Source organism: Steroidobacter gossypii, from assembly GCF_016801985.1.
In the GTDB taxonomy this organism is placed as follows: domain Bacteria; phylum Pseudomonadota; class Gammaproteobacteria; order Steroidobacterales; family Steroidobacteraceae; genus Steroidobacter; species Steroidobacter gossypii.
In genome coordinates this window covers 45,124-66,005 of the sequence record NZ_JAEVLS010000001.1, presented here as the reverse complement: position 1 = coordinate 66,005, position 20,882 = coordinate 45,124, and the positions used below count along the sequence as shown (strand labels likewise).

The following is a 20,882-nucleotide window of genomic DNA, read 5'->3' as shown; positions in this document are numbered from 1 at the left end:
TTCGCCACTGACCCATTGCATACAAGCGGCGCGGAGTATAGCGAAGCCTTGCTAACTATCGCGACTCGCCTGCATGGATTGTGCTTGGTCCATCAACCGGGTGAGCAGTCGGTCGAGCGTGCGCTGGTCGGCGGGGCTCAACGCGCTGAGCAACTCCTGCTCGTAGCGCAGCGCCATTGGCGAGACGCGCGTGTACACAGCCTGTCCAGCGGCAGACAGGCGCAGGATGGAGCGTCGGCGGTCGCCCTTGTCATAAGCGCGCAGCACTCGCTTGGAGCTGAGCAGGCCCTGCACGGCCCGGCTGACCGCGACTTTGTCCATGGCCGTGCGCTCGGCCACTTCCACCGCCGACAGATCCGGATAGCGCGCCAGCACGGCCATGATTCGCCACTGCGGGATGCTCAGGCCGAACTCTCGTTCATAGGCGCTCGCGATCAGCATGCTGATGGTGTTCGAGAGCACCGACAGGCGGTAGGGAATGAAGCGATCCAGGTGCAGCGGGCTGTCGCCCGGTTCGACGGCGGCATCCTTTTGAGCGCGGCCGGTGCCCGGCGCCACGGTCGCATCTTTCTGAGCGCGGCTGGTGCCCGGCGCCGCCGCGAGATCTTTTTCTTTAGACCCGGTCATGGTTTACCGGCGCTCCTCTTGACGGCTCCCAGGGATATAGTTTCAATTGTAACCATTCGTTCCGCACCCATTCGCATCACCGATGCCCCGTCCCCCGGAGGGATCCCCATGAATAGCCAGAATCCGCTCGGCACCGACGGTTTCGAGTTCGTCGAATACACCGCCGAAGATCCGGAGTTGTTGCGCACCCTGTTCGAACGGCTGGGGTTTCCGGCCACGGCCAAACATCGCAGCAAGAATGTCACGTTGCATCGGCAGGGCGACATCAATTTCATCATCAATGCGGAAGCAGACAGCTTCGGTCAGCGTTTCGCCAAGGAACACGGCCCCTCGGCCTGCGCCATGGCGTTTCGCGTCAAGGACGCGGCCTACGCCTTCAAGCGCTGCGTGGAGCTCGGCGCCAAGCCGGTGGAAACCCGCGTCGGCCCGATGGAGTTGAACATTCCCGCCATCGAAGGCATCGGCGGCAGCCTGGTCTATCTGGTCGACCGTTACGGCGAGCGCACGATTTACGACGTCGATTTCGTGCCGGTGTCGGGCCATTCGCTGGGCCGCACCGCCGGGCTGACCTATATCGATCATCTGACTCACAACGTGGCTCGCGGCAACATGGACAAGTGGGCCGGCTTCTACGAGAAGCTGTTCAACTTCCGTGAGATCCGCTACTTCGACATCGAAGGCAAAAAGACCGGCCTGTTCAGCCGCGCCATGACCAGCCCGTGCGGCAAGATCCGCATCCCGATCAACGAGTCCCAGGACGACAAGTCGCAAATTGAAGAGTACCTGCGCGAATACAAGGGCGAAGGCATTCAGCATATCGCACTCGGCACCTCGGACATCGTGCGCACGGTCGACGTGCTGCGCGAGCAGGGCGTGCAGTTTCAGGATACGCCCGATACATATTATGAAGGCGTGGACGCCCGCGTCACCGGGCATCGCGAGAATCTGGAAGAGCTGCGCAAGCGCCGCATCCTGATCGACGGCAACCCGGACAAGGGCGAGGGCCTGCTGTTGCAGATCTTCACCCAGAACGTCATCGGACCGATCTTTTTCGAGATCATTCAGCGCAAGGGCAACGACGGCTTCGGCGAAGGCAATTTCAAGGCGCTGTTCGAGTCCATCGAGCTCGATCAGATGCGCCGCGGTGTGATCTGATTGAAACGAGGGATCGGGCATCCTGCCACGACCCTCGTGCGAGTCGGCAAAAGGCGTGACTTTTGCCTCTCGCCGTCCTCCTGGGGATGAGGTACTTCCATGTACGCGGGGTGGCACGATGAAACATAGAAGCGACTTTCGAGGTGCGCCATGAAACGGCCCATCATTCCATCCCGCGTCGAGGGGACGGCCTCGCGGCAGGCGCATGCCGACCTGCCGCCGGGCACCTACGAGCGCGAGATCAGTAAGGAAGGTTTTTTCGGCCCGGCCGCCTTCTTTCATCATCGCCATCCGCCCACCGGGTGGGTGGAGTTCGAAGGGCCGCTGCGTCCGCATGCCTTCGACCTGACCAAGTTCGAAGCTGGCCAGGCGTCGCCCTGGCAGGCTGCCGAGATTCTGCGCAACGCGCACGTCCGCGTGCGCGTGTGGAATGTTGGCGAATCGATGGATCATCTGGTTCGCAACGCCGATGGCGACGATTTGTTGTTCGTGCATCGTGGCGCCGGCGAGTTTTACTGCGACTACGGTCATCTCACGCTGGCGGCGGGCGACTATGTAGTGATCCCTCGCGGCACGATGTGGCGCATCGAGCTGCAGGAGCCCCAACAACAACCCGTCTTCGCGCTGCTCATCGAAGCGACTAACTCCAGCTATTCGTTGCCGGATAAAGGTCTGCTTGGCGCGCACGCCATCTTCGATCCGGCCATGCTGGACGTGCCGCAAATGGATGCGATGTTCGTGGCTCAGCAAGCGGACGATCGACCCCGGCGAAACGGCAACGATCGTTGGCAGGTGCGCGTCAAACGCAACAGCTCGATTTCGACCGTCACTTATCCGTTCAATCCCCTGGACGCGACCGGTTGGCATGGCGACCTGTCGGTGGTGCGCATCAACGTCAAGGACATTCGCCCGGTGGCGAGCCATCGTTATCACTTGCCGCCCTCGGCGCACACCACGTTTGTTGGCAATCGCTTCGTGGTCTGCACCTTCGTGCCGCGGCCGTTCGAGACCGATCCGGGCGCCTTGAAGGTCCCGTTTTTTCACAACAACGACGACTACGACGAAGTGTTGTTCTATCACGCGGGTGACTTTTTCTCGCGCGACAACATCAAGCCCGGCATGATGACCTTGCATCCTTGTGGCTTCACCCATGGGCCGCATCCCAAGGCGTTGAAGAACATGCTGGTGCAGTCCAAGCCGGCGACGGATGAGTACGCGGTCATGATCGATACGCGCGATGCACTGGAGATCACCGAAGCCGCCGCCGCGGTCGAGTGGTCCGGATATGTGGATAGCTGGAAGACCAAATGAAGCTGGCAAGCATTCGTAGCTCCTCTCGCGACGGCCAACTGGTGGTCGTCAGTCGCGATCTCACCAAAGCTGTCGCGGTCCCGCAGATCGCGCCAACGATGCAGGCGGCGCTGGACGATTGGTCGAACATCGCTCCGGAGCTGGTCCAGGTGGCCGCGGCGCTGGAGCAGGGCGCGGTGAGCGGATCGTTCGCATTCGATCCGTCGAACGCGATGGCACCCTTGCCGCGCGCATATCACTGGGTCGACGGCTCGGCATATGTGAATCATGTCGAGCTCGTGCGCAAGGCGCGCGGCGCGCAGATGCCAGAAAGTTTCTGGACCGATCCGCTGGTCTATCAAGGCGGCTCGGATGACTTCCTCGGCGCGCGTCAGGACGTGCCGGTGCCGAGCGAAGAGTTCGGCATCGATCTGGAAGGCGAGGTGGCCATCGTCACCGACGATGTGCCCATGGGCACCAAGCGCGACGCCGCGTTCCAGCACATCAAACTGATCATGCTGGTGAACGACTGGTCGTTGCGCAATCTGATTCCGGGCGAGCTGGCGAAAGGCTTTGGCTTCTATCAATCCAAGCCCGCGACCGCGTTCTCGCCGGTCGCCGTCACTCCGGACGAACTCGGCGACGCGTGGTCGGAAGGCAGAGTGCATTTGCCACTGGTGGTGCACATCAACGGCCAGCCCTTTGGCAAGCCGAACGCGGGCGTGGATATGACTTTCGATTTCGCCCGGCTGGTCGAGCACATCACGCTGACTCGCAACGCGCGCGCCGGCACGGTGCTCGGCTCCGGCACCATCTCCAACTACGATCGTTCGCTGGGTTCGGCCTGTATCGCCGAGCGGCGTACGCTGGAGCAGATCGAGCAGGGCAAGCCGGTCACGTCGTTCCTGAAGTTCGGCGACTCGGTGCGCATCGAGATGTTCGACGGTGAGGGCCGCAGCATCTTCGGCGCGATCGAGCAAAAAGTCGTGCGCGCCTGACGGCGGAATCAGCCCTTATTCTTTTTCTGTTTGGTGGCGGCGGGCTCGATCTCACGTAGCAGCCCGACGCCGCCCAGACCCTGCATCTGTCCCAGGATCCATTCCTGTCGCGAGCGCACATAGCGCGACGGCGAGTGCACCTTCATGCGTTTCGGGCTGGGCAACACAGCGGCGAGCAAGGCCGCGTCCGATGCATTGAGCGCCGCGGCCGGCTTCTTGAAATAAACCTCCGAAGCCACGGCCACACCGAAGACTCCGCTGCCGAATTCGGCGATGTTCACATAGACCTCGAGAATGCGGCGCTTGGGCCAGAGCGTCTCGATCAACACCGTGAAGTAAGCCTCCAGGCCCTTGCGAACCCAGCTCTGTCCTGGCCACAGGAACAGGTTCTTGGCCACCTGCTGTGACAACGTGCTCGCGCCGCGCACACGGCGGCCGCGCTCGCGATCCTCCAGCGCGTCGTTGATCGATTCCAGATCGAAGCCGTGATGGCTGGGAAACTTCTGGTCCTCGGCCGCGATGACCGCCACTTTGATATGCGGCGAGATTCGCTCGTCATCCACCCATCGGTACTGAACGTTGCGCGGCTTGCCAGGCTGGCCGGCGGACAGCCGCTCGCGAATCATGAACGCGCTGGTGGGTGGGTCCACCCACCGCAGCAGGAGAACCGAGCCGACGCTCAGGAGGAGTACCAACAGGACCAGCCGCAAAGCGAAACGAAACATTCGAAGCACGGGATGTTTTGTCGAATGGGAATCGGACATAGATCACGAAAGCGCGGTAACGCCCGGCCAAGTGTGATGCAGTCGCTGGTTGATTGCACATAATCGTCTAGTATCGCGGCCCAAAATACGCCGAACACCGGCTGCTTTTCTGGCTGCAATTTAGCGACTGTCACGGACTTACGGAGACGCTGGCACATGATGCATCGGGATATGAACAATAAAGCGGGCTGGCTTGCGGGCCTGGCGCTCGGCTGTGCGCTGGCGACCCCGGCGCAGGCCGACGACGAGGATTACCGCGGCTTTTACTTCACTGCATGGGGCGGCAGCGGCGAATACGATGTGCCCGGCAAGAGCGCCAACGACGCTTCCATCACGGCGGGCTTGCCGGCCGAGCTGGCCACGTTGCCCATCCAGCCGTTCACCCAGGTGACGCTCAGCCCCGAGGGTTCGACTCAGGACGACAGCCTGACGCCGTGGGGCGCCCAGATCGGCTATCGCTTCAATCGTTGGGTCGCGGTCGAAGCCGGCTATGTGAATCTCGGCGAGTTCCTGTACAGCATGACGGGCACGCTGACTGGCGATTACGGATTCTTTTGCGATACCTGCGATCCGGTGGACATCTACGTCCGGCCGCTGTCCGGCGACTTCCAGCGCGCCCGGCAGATCACCAGCACTGGCATCACCGCGAGCGTGCTCGGCATGTTCCCGGCCAGCCAGCATTTCGATCTGCACGTGCGCGGCGGTCTGTACTACGCCGATACGCGCGTGACCAATCGCCTGCGCTACATGAGCGCCGAGTTCGAAGACGATGTTTTCAATCTGTACCATCGCCGCGTGGATGCGAGTCAGACGGAACTGTTCGCCGGCATCGGTGGCGCATGGAACATCAACGAGAGTTTTTCGCTGCGCGTGGAGTACCAGAAGTACTTCGACGTGGGCGATGACGAGAAGGCGGGTGAGAGCGACGTGGATGTGATCAACCTGTCAGTTTTATTCAAGTAAGCTGACTCCGATTGACTCCAGACGCCGGGCGCACGCAAGTGCGCCCGGCGTTTTCATTTTGGAGTCGCCGCCGACGCGGCGACGACCGTACAGCCGGGAGCCTTAGGGCTACTTGGCCGGCGCCTCGATGCGCTTGACCGACTCGATGGTGATGGTTTCCACCGGCACGTCCTGATGGCCGCTGCGGCTACCGGTCTTGACCGCCGCGATGGCGTCGATCACTTCCATGCCCGAATCGACCCGGCCGAACACGGCGTAGCCGTAGTTGCTCTGGCCCTTGTGATCCAGGAAATCGTTGTCCACCAGGTTGATGAAAAACTGCGAGGTGGCGCTGTCGACCTGGTTGGTGCGCGCCATGGCCAGCGTGCCGCGCTTGTTCTTCAGGCCGTTGGTGGCTTCGTTCTTGATCGGCGCGTGGCCCTGCTTGTTCTGCATATCGTCCGTCAAGCCGCCACCCTGAACCATGAAGCCGGGGATCACGCGATGGAAAATCGTGCCGTCGAAAAAGCCCTCGTCGGCATAGCGATAAAAATTCTCCACCGTGATCGGCGCCTGTTTGTCGAACAGCTGAACGGTGAAAGTGCCCTTGGAGGTCTTGAATTCGAGCATGATGATTTTCCTGCCGCGGTTGGCGGATACCGGTTGGAGATCAGTCAGAGAGCCGGAGGCTTTAACCAACCGTCAATCTCTAACCTCTGGCCACTGGCCTTCGGTGACGCGTTCGTGACCGGCCAGATCGGCGTGCGAGCGTACGTGAACGAAGCCTCCACGCACAAGCCGCTGCCGGACGGCTTCGGCCTGCTTCCAGCCGTGTTCCAGCACCAGCCAGCCGCCGGTCTCCAGGTGTGTCGGCGCATCGCGGATGATGACGTCGATGGCTTCGAAGCCCGTGCGCCCGGAAATCAGCGCCATTCCAGGCTCGAAGCGCTTTACATCAGGCGCGAGGTCGGGATCGTCCTGCGCAATGTAGGGCGGATTGGACGCGATCGCGTGCAAGCGCATACCCTCGAACGGCGCCCACCAGCTGCCGTGTAATAGCGATACGTTGGTCAGTTGCAAACGGCCGATATTGCGGCTCGCGAGCTCCAGCGCGTCCTTGGATGCATCGCTGGCGAACACGGTGGCGCTGGGCCGTTCGGAAGCGAGCGCCACCGCGATTGCGCCGCTTCCGGTGCCGAGGTCGGCAACTCGGACCGTGTCTTCTTTATTTATATGAGCCAGCACGCGTTCGACCACCAGCTCGGTTTCCGGTCGCGGGATCAGCACCGCCGGGCTCACCTCCAGCAGCAGCGACCAGAACTCCTGTTGCTGGCGGATGTATGCAACCGGCTCGCCCTGCGAGCGGCGCTTGACGAGCTGTTGAAACGACCAGCCTGCGGCCGCAGGCAGCTCGCGCTCGGGGTTCGCTCGGAAATTCGTACGTGACAACCCGGTTACGTATTCGAGCAGCAACTCCGCGTCGAGGCGCGCAGAAGGCGAAGAGCGCGACAACAGCAGGGTCGCGGTATGCAGTGCGTCGGAGACGGTTTGCGAGGATTTGACGGCAGGCATGAATGACGTTGGACTAAGCAGCTGTAGTTTGACTCGAACTTGCAAGATTCGCCCATCGGAGCCCCCCCATGCACGTCTATCAAAACGCGATCGAGATGATTGGCCGCACGCCGATGTTGCGGCTGCATCGACTCGACACGGGTCCCTGCGAGCTGTTCCTGAAGCTCGAATCCATGAATCCGGGCGGCTCCATCAAGGATCGCATCGGCCTGTCCATGATCGAAGAGGCGGAAGCCCGCGGCGATCTGAAGCCCGGCAGCACCATCGTCGAAGCCACCGCCGGCAACACCGGCCTGGGGCTTGCGCTGGTGGCCGCGCAGAAGGGCTATCGGCTCATTCTGGTATTGCCCGACAAAATGAGCCAGGAAAAAATCTTCAACCTGCGCGCGCTGGGCGCCGAAGTGGTGTTGACGCGTTCCGACGTGGGCAAGGGCCATCCCGAGTATTACCAGGACCTGGGCGCCGCCATCGCCAAGCGCGAGAACGCCTACTTCATCAATCAATTCGCCAATCCCGACAATCCCAAGGCGCACGAGCGCACCACCGCGCCGGAAATCTGGGAGCAGATGGAGCAGCGCCTGGACGCCGTGGTCATCGGCGTCGGTTCGAGCGGCACCATCGCGGGCCTCGCGGCGTTTTTCAAGAAGCACGCGCCGCAGGTCGAGCTGGTGCTGGCCGATCCGCAGGGCTCCATTCTCGCGGAGTTCATCGCCACCGGCAAAATGACCCAGAAGGCATCGTGGCTGGTGGAAGGCATCGGCGAGGACTTCATTCCTTCGATCGCCGATTTCTCCATGACCAGGCGCGCATACAGCATCTCCGACGGCGAATCGTTTTCGGTGGCGCGCGAGTTGCTGCAGAAGGAGGGCGTGCTCGCCGGTTCTTCGACAGGCACGTTGTTGGCGGCGGCTCTGCGTTTCTGCCGCGAGCAGAAGTCGCCGAAACGCGTGGTGACTCTGGCGTGCGACACGGGCGCGCGCTATCTGTCCAAGCTGTACAACGATTTCTGGATGGAGGATCAAGGTTTCATTCAGCGCGAGCAGTACGGCGATCTGCGCGACTTGATCGGCCGTCCGCACGGTCAACGCGCCACCATCACGGTCGGGCCGAACGACGTGCTGACCACTGCGCACAATCGTTTGCGCAACGCCGGCTTTTCGCAATTGCCGGTGATGGACAACGACCGGCTGATCGGCGTGGTCACCGAAGACGATATCCTGCGCTTCGCCTTCGGGCATCCGGAACGCTTCAACGAGCCGGTGCACAAGGCCATGACCAGCACCTTCCTGCGAGTCGACAAGACTCAGACGCTCAACAACCTGGTCGCCATGCTCGAAGTGCGTTCCTCCGCGGCGGTGATGGACGGCGAGAAATTTCTCGGCCTGGTGACGCGCTCGGATGTGCTCAACTACCTGCGGCGGCAGGTGAAATAACTCTCGCCCCCAGCATTCCAACATGCGCTTTCATCACGGCATTCCAGCACGGTAATCATCATGACTTCATCTTCATCGCTGCGCTTTGGCACACGTTGTATTCACGCCGGCCAGTCGCCCGATCCCACCACGGGCGCGGTGATGCCGCCGATCTACACGACCTCGACGTATGCGCAGAGCAGCCCGGGCGTTCACAAAGGTTACGACTACTCTCGCACCGCCAATCCGACGCGCGGCGCTTGGGAGCGATGTATTGCGGACCTCGAAGGCGGCGTGAGTGGCTTTGCATTTGCTTCTGGAATGGCGGCCACGAGCACGCTGTTGGAGCTGGTCGACAGCGGCAGTCACATCGTCGCCATGGATGACTTGTATGGCGGCACGTTCCGTCTGTTCGAACGCGTGCGCAAACGCTCCGCCGGGCTGGATATCACGTTCGCCAATCTCGCCGATCAGCGCGCGCTCGAGGCGGCGGTGCGGCCCACGACAAAAATGATCTGGATCGAAACGCCGACCAATCCCACCTTGCGCCTGGTCGATATCGCGGCGGTCGCCGAGTTCGCACGCAAGCGGGGCATTCTCACAGTCGTCGACAACACGTTCGCCACTCCGTGGGTGCAGCGGCCCATCGAGCTTGGCGCCGACATCGTGATGCATTCGGCCACCAAGTACCTCAACGGTCATTCGGACATGATCGGCGGTATCGCCGTGGCGGCCAACGAAGAGCTGGCGGAGAAGATCGGTTTCCTGCAGAACGCCGTGGGCGCGATCAGCGGACCGTTCGACAGTTTCCTGGCGTTGCGTGGTTTGAAGACGCTGGCGCTACGCATGCGTCAGTCCAGCGAGAGCGCGCTGCGAATCGCGGGCTGGCTGGAGAAACATTCGCGCGTCGCCAAGGTGCTGTATCCGGGGCTGGCCAGCCACCCGCAGCATCAGCTCGCGCGGCGTCAGATGCAGAATGGCTTCAGCGGCATTGTCACGTTCTTCGTCAAGGGCGGCTTGAGCGAAGCCAAACATTTCCTGGAGCGCTGCCGCTTGTTCACCATCGCTGAAAGTCTCGGCGGCGTGGAAAGCCTGGTCGATCACCCCGGGCTGATGACGCACGCTTCGGTCCCGCCGGAGAAGCGCCGCGAGCTCGGTATCGACGATTCGTTGATCCGACTGTCGGTGGGCGTCGAGGACGTTGAAGACCTGCTCGCGGATCTGGAGCAGGCGCTGGCGGTCTAATCGTCACACTGGCCGTCACACTGGCCGTCATGCCGAGGGCGGCGATCCGCTGTCGTCGGAGGGTGGATTCTCCGAAGGCGGGGCGTTCATGCGCCCCGCTTTTCTTAGTGCTTCGCGCAGCACATATTCAATCTGCGCATTCACGCTGCGCAGTTCGTCCTGCGCCCAGCGTTGTACGGCGTCGAGAACGTCGCTGCTGATCCGCAGCGGGTAAGCCTTTTTGTCCGCCAACAGTGTCTCGCTCAGCCGCTATACAAGGTGCCTGTATTGACAATGGGCTGCGTGCCTCGCTCGCCGCACAACACCACCAGCAGATTCGACACCATCGCGGCCTTGCGCTCTTCATCCAGGTGGACTACGTCCTTCTTCGCCAACTGGTCCAATGCCATGTGCACCATGGTCACGGCGCCTTCGACGATGCGCGTGCGAGCGGCGATGATCGCGGCAGCCTGCTGACGTTGCAACATGGCCTGCGCGATTTCGGGCGCATAAGCGAGATGACTGACGCGCGCTTCGATGACCGTCAATCCCGCCTGCGCCAATCGTTCCTGGATTTCCTTGCGCAGGTGATCGTTGATTTCTTTCGAGTGCGAGCGCAGCGCGATCTTGTGATCTTCGTGCAGATCGTAAGGATATGAGGTGGCCATCTGACGTAGCGCCGCCTCGCTCTGCACGGTCACGAAGTTCTCGTAATCGTCGACATTGAACACGGCCTCGGCCGCGTCGTGCACCTGCCAGACCACCACCGCCGCGATTTCGATGGGCGAGCCTTCCGAGTCGTTGACCTTCAAGCGGCCCGACTCGAAGTTGCGCACGCGCAGAGTGACATTCTTTTTGGTGTAGAACGGATTGGCCCAGCGCAGCCCGCTGTTGCGCTCGGAGCCGACGTACTTGCCGAAGAACTGCATCACCGCTGCCTGATTGGGCTGCACGATGAAAAACCCCAGGCCGCAAAAACACACCAGCGCACCCACCACGATGGGTGGCACGGGCGAGACCAGCGACTCCACCGACTGATACAGCCACCAGCAGCACAGCGCCAACAATCCGAGCAGGATCAACACCATGGGTACGCCGGGCAGGGTCAGCACTTGTCGTTCTTTCATGGTTCCTCCTGATTTGAAGGCGACCTTACCACAAGAAGATATCAAACTGATATCATTTTGCCCGGTGTTCAACTTGAGACGGGGATATTTGCCATCGGCGCAGGCCGCCGCGATCATCTGCGCCGCTCACGCGCTTCAGCGGGCGCGCAGCTCGATCGATAAGCGACCAACGATAAGGGAGATTCGTCATGGCCATTCAGCCTACTCAGCCGCAAGGCGTCGGCGGCGTTCTGGACACCGCCTTTCAGCTCTACAAAGCATCCTTCGGCGCGGTGTGGCCCATCTCGCTGTTGCTGGCGGTGGTCAACGGGGTGCCGGCCGTGATCATGGCGTTCACCCTGGCTGACCTCGACCCGTCGACGCTGGCGACCAACCCGTTCGCCATGTACAACGATCCGATGACCGTGATCATTACGCTGGTCGCCGGTGTACTGGCTCTGTGGATCGGCAGCGCATTGTTTATAAAACAGCGTGCCGTCGGCATCGCCGAGCAGATGAGCACCGGCGAGGCGCTCGGGGCGGCGTTGCCACGCCTGCTGCCGATGTTCATCGCGGGCATCCTGTTTGCTATCGCCATCGCCATCGGCATCATCCTGCTGGTGATTCCCGGTTTGATCCTGATGGTCAGCCTGTTTCTTTACATGACCTTGCTGCTGTTCGAAAACAAAGGACCGATCGACTCGCTGATCGGCAGCCACAAGCTGGTGTGGGGCAACTGGTGGCGCAGCTGCGCAGTGATGACCCTGATGGCCATCCTGTTGTTCGTGATCCTGTTAGCGGTGGGTCTGGTGATCGGCGTGATCATGCCGTTTGCCGGCCTGGCGCTCGGCGACGCTATCGCGCTCAGCATGCTGATGCAGGGCGTTTCGAACGCGCTGTTCTACATGTTCCTGGGACCGTTCGCGACCGCGGTGCTGATCTCGCTGTACTGGGATCTGAAGCTGCGCAAGCAGGGCGGCGATCTGGCCGCGCGAGTGAATGCGTTGAGCGCCGCTTGATTCGTGCGTCTTAGTGTTGCAGTACTGATCTTTCTGTGCGTGCCGGCGGCCTTCGCGCAAAGCGAAGCGCCGGCACGGCAGGTGCTGCAGGAATGCGCCGATTCGATCCCGCCCGACGTGGTGGGTATCGAGCAGATCGAAGCGGCTTGCCCCGGCGTCGAGCAGGCGCTGGACGAGCTCGGTCTGACCGAGCTGATGTTCCAATCTCAATTCGAGCTGCTCAAACGCGACGGCCTGGACGCGTTGCTCGCGTTGGCCAATCGCTACGAACACCCGCCCGAACGGGCCGCGGCGAACGTCGCTAGACTGGGTCCCGTGCTGGACTCGATGCGACGGCCGCCCACTCCCGAGGCGTCGAAGTCGTGGTGGGAGCGCTTGAAGGAGCGACTGCGTCAGCTGTTCAATCAATCCGAAGCGCCGCCCGATTCCTGGCTGATTCGCTGGCTCGATGAGCACCGAATGCCCGAACTCGTGCGCTCGATCTTGCTGTATGGGGCGATGGCGATCGTCGTCGCGCTCGCAGTGCTCATCGTAGTCAACGAGATCCGCGCTGCTCGGTCGGGTCGTCGCCGCAAGCGAGCGGCAACGACTGTAGCGATGCAGGCGCATCCCGTGCTGACGGATAACTCGGAGCCCATCGCCCCTGGCGAGGGTCCGTCAGCGCTGCTGAAGATGTTGGTGGCCACGCTGATCAAGACCGGTCGTGTGCATGGCGGCCACGCTTTGACTCATCGCGAGCTGACCCGGCGCGCTCGCTTCGACGATTCCAGCCAGCGCGAATCTTTCCAGAAGCTCGCGCAGGTCGCCGAGCGAGAAGTGTTTGGCGGCATGGCCGTGGCGAACGAGGAGCTGACCGAAGCTATTCGCGCCGGCCGCAGCCTCGAAGAGCAATTGAACGGCGCGGCCACATGAAAGAGCGTTTGCTCACATTGGCGCTCGCGCTTGGCGCATTCGTTGCGTTCTACACGGTGATGGCGCCCAAGCCTTCGGTTCCGCAGCAGGTCCCGACTCGTCCGACCAGCATCGAAGCAGGCCCGAATGGCTGGCTGGGCCTGGTGCGTTGGCTGCAAGCGGAGCGCGTGCCGGTACTCTCGTTGCGAGAGCGATTCACCAAACTGGGCGACGTGCCCGGTCTGGAATCGCACACCGGCAACCTCCTGGTGAGCGCCGCTCCGCATCTTTATCCCATGCGCGATTCGGAGCTCCTGCCGCTGCGGCGCTGGGTGCAGCGAGGTAACACGTTGCTGGTGGTCGCCGGCCTGTCCGATACGCCCGACTGGTCGATGGAGCCGCAGAGCGATCCCGCGTTTCTCGCTCGTTTACAATCCCTCACGCGCATGAGCTTCTCGCCGCATGGCGCAGATGCTGAAGAACCCGAGTCGGAAGAAGGCTCCGAAGAGAAGAAGGATGAAAGCGTCGCGGCGAATCGATCGATCATCCCGCAGGGCAAGCTCGAAGAACCGCTGCGCTTTCAGATGCAGCCCTCGGGCGATCACCCATTGCTCGAAGGCGTGAGCCAGGTGAGCGCGCAGTCCGAATATCCCACCGCCAAGTGGGAAGGCTGGCCGATCGACACCACCGGGCTGGAGCTGGCTCGCGAAACGGAGTCGGGTGCGCCGGTGTTGTGGTTGCTATCGGAGGGCCGCGGGCAAGTCATCGTCAGCGGCTACGGCAGTATCTTCAGTAACAAGCTGCTCGGCGAGGACGACAATGCCCGCCTGCTGGCCAACATCGTGCGCTGGTCCTTGCAGGGCGATGGCAAGGTGATCATCGACGACGCTCACCAGGGGCTGGTGGCGTTTTACGATCCCGATGCTTTCTTCGGCGATTCGCGTCTGCATGCCACGCTGTGGTGGTTGCTGGGCCTGTGGCTGGTGTTCGTCCTGGGCTCGCAGCGGCTGCGCCCGACCCGGTCGAATTGGCAGCCCGTCGACATCACCGCCTTCGTCCGCGCCACGGGTGGGTTCATGGCGCGTGTCATGCGGCCCGCGACTGTCGGTCAGCAGATGATCGCGAATTTCTTCAACGATGTTCGCAAGCGCCTCGGCTTGCCCATCGACGGCGCGCCGGTGTGGGATTGGTTGAGCGCGCAGCCCGTGGTGTCGAAACAGGACGTCGAGCGGCTGCAGTCACTGCACGAAAAGCTGCTGCAGGGGCGGCGCGTCGATTTGCCCAAGCTGCACAACCTGCTGCTACGCTTGCGCGCGGCTTTGAATTGATAAAAGGAAACGAATGAACGCTCTCGTGGCTTTCGAACGACGTTTGCAACAGGAGCTGGGCTCGGTGGTGCTCGGCCTGGAGCCGGTGATTCGCGCGCTGGCGATTGCCGTGGTGGCGCGTGGTCACGTCCTGCTCCAGGGGGCGCCTGGTCTGGGCAAGACTTTGCTCAGCAAGTCGCTCGCGGCCTCGCTGCGTGGCGTGTTCAAGCGAGTGCAGGGCACGTCGGATCTCATGCCCGCGGATATCACCGGTGTGCATGCTTTCGACGCCGAGCAGCGCAAGTTCGTGTTTCGCGCCGGTCCGGTGTTCGCGGATGTATTGCTGGTCGATGAGATCAATCGCGCCGGCCCGAAGACGCAGTCGGCGCTGCTGGAAGCGATGGAAGAGCGGCAGGTCACGGTCGATCGCCAGAACTACGAGCTGCCGAAGAATTTCCTCGTGGTGGCCACTCAGAACCCACGCGAGTTCGAAGGCACCTTCCCGCTGCCGGAGTCGCAGCTCGATCGCTTCATGTTGCGCGTCGATCTCACTTATCCGGCGCGCGCGGACGAGCTGGCCATCGTCGCCCGATACGGCAACACCGACGCGCATGCTCGACCGGAGAAGAAAGAACCTGCTCCGCCCATCGACCTGACTGAAGTGCGGCAAGCCGTGGAGCAGGTTCACATCGCGCCCGAGTTGACCGGCTACGTGGTCGATCTGGCCGCCGCGTCTCGTTCGCATGCCCATGTGAGTCTCGGCCTTTCTACTCGCGGCGTGCTGGCCCTGGTGCGCGCAGCGCGAATTGCCGCGGGCATGCGCGGCGGCGAATTCGTGACACCGGACGATGTGAAGGAAGTGGCGCCGCTGGTTATTCCGCACCGTTTGATGCTGTCCCCTGAAGCATTGCTGGAAGGTGTGACCGAGCAAACCGTCGCTCAGCAGTTGCTCGAGCGCACACCGGTGCCGCGCTGATCACGTCCTAGAACCATGCATCTGCGTCTCAACGGCCTCGTGTTCGCGGTGCTCACCGTGCTCGTGGCCATTCTTGGGGCCTGGAGCGGGGAGCCCGATCTGCAACGACTATGGTTGTTGCCGCTGGCCCTGTTGCTGCTCGGGCTGTCGTACGAGCGCTTCACCGTGAACCGTGCGAAGGCTGGGCTCACCATCGATGCGCCCGAGCAGGGGCTATTGGGCCGAGCGATGCCCCTGCAGCTTTTGTTTCATCACGCGCTCGGACGCAGTGTCGACATTCAGGTCGCGCCGGCCGCGCCCGAAGCAATCGAGATCGACACGGCTATTCGACTGGTCAGCGTGCCTCCGGGCGAGGCGGCCGCGCTGGAAGTGCACGCGACGCCGCGGCGACTCGGACAGCATGAGTGGCCGGAGATGCAAGCTCGTATTGCTGGTCCGCTGGGGCTCGCCTGGTGGTCGCAACGATTGGCGGGACGCTACTCGTGCAAGGTCATGCCGGAGATGTTGCGAGATGCCGGTGGGCGCATGAGCTCGATCAGTGGCGGCCTGCGACCGGCGCACTTCAATCTCGGCGCTGGCGCAGAGATTCTGCAACTACGAGAGTATCGCGCCGGCGATCCGCAGAACGCGATCGATTGGAAGGCGACGGCGCGACGTGGCCGATTGATCAGCCGCGACTACACCGAGGATCAACACCTCGATATCGTCATCGCCATCGACGCGGGGCGCACCAGCGCACTACGCGCTGGAGAGCTGGATCGTTTCGGTCACTATGTGAATCTCGCAGCCCGGTTCGCCGAGCATGCGGTGGCCAACGACGATCGCGTCGGGGTCATGCTGTTTGCCGATCAGCCGCTCGCGACGCTCGCGCCGGGCCGAGGCATCGGCGCCGTCCTGCGCATTCGGCACATGCTCGCCGCAGCGACGCCAAAGCTTGCCGAATCGAATCCGCTGAACGCAGCGTTGCGCATTCGCACGCTGGTGCGACATCGCAGTCTGGTCGTGATTTTGACCGAAGTGGACGATGCCACTGTCGCCGGACAACTCGCCTCGGCGGCGCGCCTGTTGCTGCCGAAACATTTGCCATTGATCGCGGGCATCTCCAGCCCGGAAGCCGAGGCCATGCGAGACGCGCCCGCGCATACCTGGCTCGATCCATACGAATCGTTGGCCGCCCAGGAATATTCGTCGCGACTGGAACGCAACGTCCGCGCGTTGCGCGCGCTGGGAGCGCCGGCGTTGGTGACGCGCCCCGAGCACATGGAGCGCGCCGTATTCGACGCTTACGCCGAGTTCAGGAAGCGACGGCGCGTTTGATGAACCGGCGGCCGAACAAGTGGCCGGTGAGCGCGCCGATCATTACCAGGCCGTAACCGAAGCCGACCACGACGCGGCTGGCCATCGGAAAACTCGGGTCGGGCGACAGATACCCTTCGATGAAGCCGCAGCCCACCAGCAGCAGCGCGCATAACAGCAGCAGGCGTCCGCCCTTGGATGCGGCATGTTGAAACGACTCGCGACGCGTTGCATGGGTCGGTCGGATCAACGCTTCACCAAGCATCGTGCCGGCGGCCCCGGCTAGACAGATCACCGACAGCTCGACCACGCCGTGCGCGGTGACGAACTTCAGCAGCTCACCGGCCAAGCCATGCTGATGAGTGAATGCGAACATCGCGCCGAGCATCAGTCCGTTGGTGGCGATGATATAAAACGTGCCGAGCCCGAAGAACACGCCCACACAGAACGCCATCAGACTCACGGCGATGTTGTTGGAAAGGATGCTCACCGATAGCACCGAGGAGGGCGTCACATTCAGCAGCCCCTCCGTCCAAAGCCGGCCGCTCTCCACGCCGTTGATCATTTGTTCGCTGGCGAGCAGCGAGATCAGTTCCGGATACCTGGAGACCAGCCAGAAGCCGGCGCCCGCGCTCAGCACGAACAGCAGGCTAACCCAGAGAATGGCGACTCGCAGCTCGCTCACGATCTCGGGGATCTCCACCCGGAACAACATCGCGGTCCGCGCTCGCCAGTCGTGGGGCTTGCGATAGATGATGGCGTGCAACTTGGCGTAACTTCTCTCCAACGCCTGAGTCACGCGGCTGCCTGGCAGGATGCGGCGTGCTATCGACAGATCTCGGCCGAGCGCGCGATACAACTCGATGGCCTGCAGCGCTTCGGCGGCGGAATGATCGCGATTTCGCTCGAGCGCGTTGAGTTGCGGCGTGAGTTGCCGCCAGGTTTCGACGCGCGACTCGAGCCAGGCCTGCATGCCCGCTTCGGCGCTCATGATGTTTGCGCCGGATGCAGCAGCGCCTGCAGGCGCTGCCAAAGCTCTGCAGAATTGAGCCCGTCGAGCTCGGAAGGAGTGAGCGTCTTGTCCGCACGGGCCAGCAATGAGCGGGCGAGCTCGAGGCGGGTGGGCTCTTCGAGCTGAGCCCAACGTTCCGACAACTCGTGGAGCAAGTCGGCGACGCGGGGATCGAGCGATCGGTGGGCCGAGGTGAGGCGCGCGAACGACTTGTCATGTTTGTTGTCGTCCAGGATCAGCAGCGTGCCGGCGGCGAGGTCACCGATGCGAACGTGCTGGGCGGTGAACAGCGCCGTGCTCAGGCCGATCAGGTAAGCGAACGGCAGCGAGTCCAGCAGTCGAAACAGATTTCGGACCAGCAGCGCACCGGCGCCGGGAATGTCGCCGGTGCGCGTGACGATGCGTACGCCGGCCATGCGCTTGCCGGGCGTACTGCCGTGCATGGCGATCTCGAGAACCGGGTGATAAAGGAAATAGATGCCCAGTGCCGGCAGCAGCACCACGAACATGAAAGAGGGGCCGGGTTCCGCGCCCGCCAAGGTCAGGCCGCCGAAGGAGATGAACGTGCCCAGCAATCCCCAGGAGAACGCCAGGATCAGGCGAATGTGCCAGTCGATCACGAACGCGAAGCTGCGGCTGCCGACACCCGCGACGCGCAGCTCGACATCGACGCCGGTAATGCTCTGCAGAGTGACCTGAGGCGCGGCCATGAGCGTTCCTGTTGCTATTCGACGATGCGCGCCAGCTGTTCCGCCTGGTATTCCTGCTGCAGCGGCTGGATCACGCCTTGCAGATCGCCGTTCATCACGTCGGCCAGCTTGTACAGCGTCAGGTTGATGCGATGATCGGTCACGCGACCTTGCGGAAAGTTATAGGTGCGAATGCGCTCGGAACGATCGCCTGAACCGACCTGCAGCTTGCGCGAGCTGGCCTCGGCCTGGTCGCGTTTCTCCTGCTCGGCCGCTTTAAGCTTGGCCTTGAGCAGCGACAGCGCGCGCGAGCGGTTCTTGTGCTGCGAACGTTCATCCTGACATTCCACCACGATCCCGGTGGGCAGATGCGTGACGCGGATCGCGGAGTCGGTCTTGTTCACGTGCTGGCCGCCAGCCCCCGAAGCGCGGAATGTGTCGATGCGCAGGTCGGCCGGATTGAGCTCGACGGGCTCGATCTCGTCCAGCTCCGGCAGGATGGCGACCGTGACCGCCGAGGTGTGGATGCGGCCCTGGGCTTCGGTGGCCGGCACTCGCTGCACGCGATGCGTGCCGGACTCGAACTTCAGGTGCGAGAACGCGCCTCGGCCGACCACGCGGCTGATCACTTCCTTGTAACCGCCGTGCTCGCCCGGGCTTTCCGACAGCACTTCGACATTCCAGCCGTGCTGGGTAGCGTAGCGCTGATACATACGAAACAAATCGCCGGCGAAGATCGCCGCCTCGTCGCCGCCGGTCCCGGCGCGCACTTCGAGATAGATATTGCTTTCGTCGCGTTCGTCTTTGGGAATGAGCAGCTTGGCCAGTTCCTGCTCTTCCAGTTCGATGCGCGTGGTGAGATTGGCGAGCTCTTCCTGGCCGAGCTCGCGCATCTCCGGATCTTCGCCTTCGGCCATTTCGCGCGCCTGCACTCGTTCCTGCAGGATGCCCAGGTAGCCGCGATAGCGGGACACGATCGGGTCCAGCTTGGAATATTCCACGCTCAGCTCGCGGAATTTGTTGGAGTCGCCGATCACCCCGGGATCGGCGAGCAGACCGCTCACTTCCTCGTGGCGCTCGGCGAGCTTCTCCAGTTTGATGCGTATGGAATCTTTCATTACGACTGATCGGAGGGCGTCGGGTCGGAGGAGTTCGGAGCAAACAAGGCGCGCGCCGCCTCCAGCAATTCTACGTCGCCGCGCTCGGCGGCCTGGCGCAGCCGCTGGCTCGGGCCATGCAGCAGCCGATTGGTCAGCGTCGAGGCGAGGAAGTCCACCACCTCCCGCGGATCGCGGCCGGAGGCCAGCATACGCCTGGCCTGTTCGGCAGTCTGCGAGCGCACTGCTTCGGCGTCGTCGCGCAGCTGGCGGATGGTCGGCACCGCGTCCAGCGTCTTCAATTGCTGCTCGAACAGCGACACTTCAGCGGCAAGCATCTCAGTGGCGTCGCGGGCCGCTTCTCGGCGCGACGCCAGATTTTCGTTCACCACGTTCTGCAAGTCGTCGATGGTGAACAGATACACGTCTTCGAGCTTGGACACTTCGGCCTCGATGTCGCGAGGCACGGCGATGTCGACCATGAAAATCGGCTTGCGCTTGCGAGCGCGGACCGCGGCCTGGACCGCGTCGTAAGTGATCACGGGCGTCGGGCTGGCCGTCGATGTGATGACGATGTCGGCCTCGGGCAAGTGGGCAGCGAGGTCGTCGATGCCGATCGCGAATCCTTTGAACTCTGCGGCCAGCTCCTGGGCGCGACCCAGGCTGCGATTGGCGACGATCATGCGGCCGAGTCCGTTGGCGTGCAGATGGCGTGCGGCCAGCGCGATCGTCTCGCCGGCGCCGACCAGCAACGCCGTGTGCCCCGAGAATTTCTCGAACACGGTGCGGGCCAGCGATACGGCGGCATACGCGACCGACACGGCGTTGGCGCCGATGCGAGTCTGCGTGCGCACTCGCTTGGCGACCGAGAACGCGGTCTGCATGACCCGGTTGAGATAGGGACCGGTGACCTTTTGATCCAGCGCCGCGCGGTAGGCGTCTTTCAACTGGCCCAGGATCTGCGGCTCGCCGATCACCAGGGAATCCAGGCCGCACGCCACCGCGAACAAGTGCTGGACTGCCGCGGTACCGTGCATGCGGTACAAGGACCGGTTGATATCAAGGCGATGCGCGGCCAGGTCGTGCCAATTGGCGAGCCAGTCGGACAATGGCAACGAAGGATCGGACGCGGGCACGGATGCCCGCACAGGGCCGTTCGCCTCGGCCGGGCCGTCGGTGGTTTCACCGCCAGCGCCGTCGTCCGCGAAACAATAGAGCTCGGTGCGGTTACAGGTGGAAACGATCAACGCTTCGCGCACCCCCGGCTGCCCAGCCAGCTCCCGCAGGGCGTCCGGCAGCTCTTCGCCGCCGAAGACCATTTTTTCGCGGATTTCGACGGGCGCGGTGCGGTGGTTGATTCCTATGACGACGAGTGGCATGGGGTGCTATCGCGACGGGTGCGGATTGTCGGGGAAGGGACCACCAATGACAAGAAGACAGAGGGTTTCCTGCCTCCCATTGCAACCGAGGGCCGCGCAAGGGACGTCCTGGGCGGCGTAGCTGAG

21 protein-coding genes are annotated in these 20,882 nt (G+C 62.8%); 11 read left to right on the top strand and 10 right to left on the bottom strand.

The window, feature by feature from the left end; translation table 11 throughout:
• Positions 1-51: 51 nt before the first annotated feature.
• Entirely contained in the window at positions 52-627 is a 576-nt protein-coding gene (locus tag JM946_RS00335; RefSeq protein WP_203165152.1) for a MarR family winged helix-turn-helix transcriptional regulator, read from the bottom strand.
• Between the two features lie 108 nt (positions 628-735).
• On the opposite strand from JM946_RS00335, the gene hppD reads away from it, so the two are divergent.
• The 3 genes from hppD (at position 736) to JM946_RS00320 (ending at position 4,070) form a co-directional block, all read left to right on the top strand.
• The gene (gene hppD / locus JM946_RS00330; RefSeq protein ID WP_203165151.1) at positions 736-1,782 is read left to right on the top strand and encodes a 4-hydroxyphenylpyruvate dioxygenase; all 1,047 of its coding nucleotides are present in this window, start codon (positions 736-738) and stop codon (positions 1,780-1,782) included.
• A 150-nt stretch (positions 1,783-1,932) separates the two neighbouring features.
• On the top strand, positions 1,933-3,093 hold the full coding sequence (locus JM946_RS00325; protein WP_203165150.1) for a homogentisate 1,2-dioxygenase: 1,161 nt from the start codon (positions 1,933-1,935) through the stop codon (positions 3,091-3,093).
• The gene (locus JM946_RS00320; RefSeq protein WP_203165149.1) at positions 3,090-4,070 is read left to right on the top strand and encodes a fumarylacetoacetate hydrolase family protein; all 981 of its coding nucleotides are present in this window, start codon (positions 3,090-3,092) and stop codon (positions 4,068-4,070) included. The genes JM946_RS00325 and JM946_RS00320 overlap by 4 nt, the downstream gene beginning before the upstream one ends.
• Positions 4,071-4,078: 8 nt before the next feature.
• Here JM946_RS00320 and mtgA read toward each other — a convergent pair whose 3' ends face one another.
• Positions 4,079-4,795: a monofunctional biosynthetic peptidoglycan transglycosylase gene (gene mtgA, locus JM946_RS00315; RefSeq protein WP_203165148.1), complete on the bottom strand. Its 717-nt coding sequence runs from the start codon at positions 4,793-4,795 to the stop codon at positions 4,079-4,081.
• A gap of 210 nt (positions 4,796-5,005) precedes the next feature.
• Between mtgA and JM946_RS00310 the strand changes: the two genes are divergently transcribed.
• The gene (locus JM946_RS00310; RefSeq protein ID WP_203165147.1) at positions 5,006-5,797 is read left to right on the top strand and encodes an outer membrane beta-barrel protein; all 792 of its coding nucleotides are present in this window, start codon (positions 5,006-5,008) and stop codon (positions 5,795-5,797) included.
• Positions 5,798-5,905: 108 nt separating this feature from the next.
• Here the strand turns inward: JM946_RS00310 and JM946_RS00305 are convergent, their stop codons facing one another.
• Positions 5,906-6,406: a peptidylprolyl isomerase gene (locus JM946_RS00305; protein ID WP_203165146.1), complete on the bottom strand. Its 501-nt coding sequence runs from the start codon at positions 6,404-6,406 to the stop codon at positions 5,906-5,908.
• Positions 6,407-6,478: 72 nt separating this feature from the next.
• The gene (prmC, locus tag JM946_RS00300; protein WP_203165145.1) at positions 6,479-7,348 is read right to left on the bottom strand and encodes a peptide chain release factor N(5)-glutamine methyltransferase; all 870 of its coding nucleotides are present in this window, start codon (positions 7,346-7,348) and stop codon (positions 6,479-6,481) included.
• Positions 7,349-7,416: 68 nt separating this feature from the next.
• Between prmC and JM946_RS00295 the strand changes: the two genes are divergently transcribed.
• Together JM946_RS00295 and JM946_RS00290 are read left to right on the top strand one after the other, a co-directional pair.
• Positions 7,417-8,781: a pyridoxal-phosphate dependent enzyme gene (locus tag JM946_RS00295; protein WP_203165144.1), complete on the top strand. Its 1,365-nt coding sequence runs from the start codon at positions 7,417-7,419 to the stop codon at positions 8,779-8,781.
• 60 nt (positions 8,782-8,841) lie between these two features.
• A complete protein-coding gene (locus tag JM946_RS00290) occupies positions 8,842-10,005 on the top strand; it encodes a trans-sulfuration enzyme family protein (RefSeq protein ID WP_203165143.1) in 1,164 nt (387 codons plus the stop codon).
• Positions 10,006-10,032: 27 nt separating this feature from the next.
• Here the strand turns inward: JM946_RS00290 and JM946_RS00285 are convergent, their stop codons facing one another.
• Positions 10,033-10,236, bottom strand: a complete 204-nt coding sequence (locus JM946_RS00285; protein ID WP_203165142.1) for an Arc family DNA-binding protein — start codon at positions 10,234-10,236, stop codon at positions 10,033-10,035.
• An 11-nt stretch (positions 10,237-10,247) separates the two neighbouring features.
• Positions 10,248-11,111 (bottom strand): SPFH domain-containing protein, encoded by an 864-nt coding sequence (locus JM946_RS00280; RefSeq protein ID WP_203165141.1) that lies wholly within the window; start codon positions 11,109-11,111, stop codon positions 10,248-10,250.
• Between the two features lie 188 nt (positions 11,112-11,299).
• Between JM946_RS00280 and JM946_RS00275 the strand changes: the two genes are divergently transcribed.
• Genes JM946_RS00275 through JM946_RS00255 form a run of 5 tightly spaced genes read left to right on the top strand, consistent with a single transcriptional unit; the run spans position 11,300 to position 16,600 of the window.
• Positions 11,300-12,109 carry a hypothetical protein gene (locus tag JM946_RS00275; protein ID WP_203165140.1) on the top strand — a complete coding sequence of 270 codons (810 nt, stop codon included), beginning with the start codon at positions 11,300-11,302 and terminating at the stop codon, positions 12,107-12,109.
• Between the two features lie 3 nt (positions 12,110-12,112).
• Positions 12,113-13,021, top strand: a complete 909-nt coding sequence (locus tag JM946_RS00270) for a hypothetical protein (protein ID WP_203165139.1) — start codon at positions 12,113-12,115, stop codon at positions 13,019-13,021.
• Complete coding sequence (locus tag JM946_RS00265; protein WP_203165138.1) at positions 13,018-14,328, top strand: DUF4350 domain-containing protein; 1,311 nt, start codon at positions 13,018-13,020, stop codon at positions 14,326-14,328. Before JM946_RS00270 ends, JM946_RS00265 begins: the two co-directional genes overlap by 4 nt.
• A gap of 13 nt (positions 14,329-14,341) precedes the next feature.
• Entirely contained in the window at positions 14,342-15,283 is a 942-nt protein-coding gene (locus JM946_RS00260) for an AAA family ATPase (protein WP_203165137.1), read from the top strand.
• A 15-nt stretch (positions 15,284-15,298) separates the two neighbouring features.
• Positions 15,299-16,600: a DUF58 domain-containing protein gene (locus JM946_RS00255; protein ID WP_203165136.1), complete on the top strand. Its 1,302-nt coding sequence runs from the start codon at positions 15,299-15,301 to the stop codon at positions 16,598-16,600.
• On the opposite strand, the gene JM946_RS00250 is transcribed toward JM946_RS00255, so the two are convergent.
• From JM946_RS00250 to hemA, 4 genes are read right to left on the bottom strand one after another with little or no spacing between them, the layout of a single operon-like run.
• Complete coding sequence (locus tag JM946_RS00250) at positions 16,578-17,570, bottom strand: stage II sporulation protein M (RefSeq protein ID WP_203165135.1); 993 nt, start codon at positions 17,568-17,570, stop codon at positions 16,578-16,580. The genes JM946_RS00255 and JM946_RS00250 overlap by 23 nt on opposite strands.
• Positions 17,567-18,301, bottom strand: a complete 735-nt coding sequence (locus tag JM946_RS00245; RefSeq protein ID WP_203165134.1) for an RDD family protein — start codon at positions 18,299-18,301, stop codon at positions 17,567-17,569. Before JM946_RS00245 ends, JM946_RS00250 begins: the two co-directional genes overlap by 4 nt.
• A gap of 14 nt (positions 18,302-18,315) precedes the next feature.
• Positions 18,316-19,398: a peptide chain release factor 1 gene (gene prfA / locus JM946_RS00240; RefSeq protein ID WP_203165133.1), complete on the bottom strand. Its 1,083-nt coding sequence runs from the start codon at positions 19,396-19,398 to the stop codon at positions 18,316-18,318.
• Entirely contained in the window at positions 19,398-20,756 is a 1,359-nt protein-coding gene (gene hemA, locus JM946_RS00235) for a glutamyl-tRNA reductase (RefSeq protein ID WP_203165132.1), read from the bottom strand. The genes prfA and hemA overlap by 1 nt, the downstream gene beginning before the upstream one ends.
• Positions 20,757-20,882: the final 126 nt, after the last annotated feature.

Bases quoted from the DNA above. Each gene is read 5' to 3' on its own strand.
- JM946_RS00335 (WP_203165152.1), bottom strand. From the start codon at position 627: ATGACCGGGTCTAAAGAAAAAGATCTCGCGGCGGCGCCGGGCACCAGC.
- hppD (WP_203165151.1), top strand. From the start codon at position 736: ATGAATAGCCAGAATCCGCTCGGCACCGACGGTTTCGAGTTCGTCGAA.
- JM946_RS00325 (WP_203165150.1), top strand. From the start codon at position 1,933: ATGAAACGGCCCATCATTCCATCCCGCGTCGAGGGGACGGCCTCGCGG.
- JM946_RS00320 (WP_203165149.1), top strand. From the start codon at position 3,090: ATGAAGCTGGCAAGCATTCGTAGCTCCTCTCGCGACGGCCAACTGGTG.
- mtgA (WP_203165148.1), bottom strand. From the start codon at position 4,795: ATGTTTCGTTTCGCTTTGCGGCTGGTCCTGTTGGTACTCCTCCTGAGC.
- JM946_RS00310 (WP_203165147.1), top strand. From the start codon at position 5,006: ATGAACAATAAAGCGGGCTGGCTTGCGGGCCTGGCGCTCGGCTGTGCG.
- JM946_RS00305 (WP_203165146.1), bottom strand. From the start codon at position 6,406: ATGCTCGAATTCAAGACCTCCAAGGGCACTTTCACCGTTCAGCTGTTC.
- prmC (WP_203165145.1), bottom strand. From the start codon at position 7,348: ATGCCTGCCGTCAAATCCTCGCAAACCGTCTCCGACGCACTGCATACC.
- JM946_RS00295 (WP_203165144.1), top strand. From the start codon at position 7,417: ATGCACGTCTATCAAAACGCGATCGAGATGATTGGCCGCACGCCGATG.
- JM946_RS00290 (WP_203165143.1), top strand. From the start codon at position 8,842: ATGACTTCATCTTCATCGCTGCGCTTTGGCACACGTTGTATTCACGCC.
- JM946_RS00280 (WP_203165141.1), bottom strand. From the start codon at position 11,111: ATGAAAGAACGACAAGTGCTGACCCTGCCCGGCGTACCCATGGTGTTG.
- JM946_RS00275 (WP_203165140.1), top strand. From the start codon at position 11,300: ATGGCCATTCAGCCTACTCAGCCGCAAGGCGTCGGCGGCGTTCTGGAC.
- JM946_RS00265 (WP_203165138.1), top strand. From the start codon at position 13,018: ATGAAAGAGCGTTTGCTCACATTGGCGCTCGCGCTTGGCGCATTCGTT.
- JM946_RS00260 (WP_203165137.1), top strand. From the start codon at position 14,342: ATGAACGCTCTCGTGGCTTTCGAACGACGTTTGCAACAGGAGCTGGGC.
- JM946_RS00255 (WP_203165136.1), top strand. From the start codon at position 15,299: ATGCATCTGCGTCTCAACGGCCTCGTGTTCGCGGTGCTCACCGTGCTC.
- JM946_RS00250 (WP_203165135.1), bottom strand. From the start codon at position 17,570: ATGAGCGCCGAAGCGGGCATGCAGGCCTGGCTCGAGTCGCGCGTCGAA.
- JM946_RS00245 (WP_203165134.1), bottom strand. From the start codon at position 18,301: ATGGCCGCGCCTCAGGTCACTCTGCAGAGCATTACCGGCGTCGATGTC.
- prfA (WP_203165133.1), bottom strand. From the start codon at position 19,398: ATGAAAGATTCCATACGCATCAAACTGGAGAAGCTCGCCGAGCGCCAC.
- hemA (WP_203165132.1), bottom strand. From the start codon at position 20,756: ATGCCACTCGTCGTCATAGGAATCAACCACCGCACCGCGCCCGTCGAA.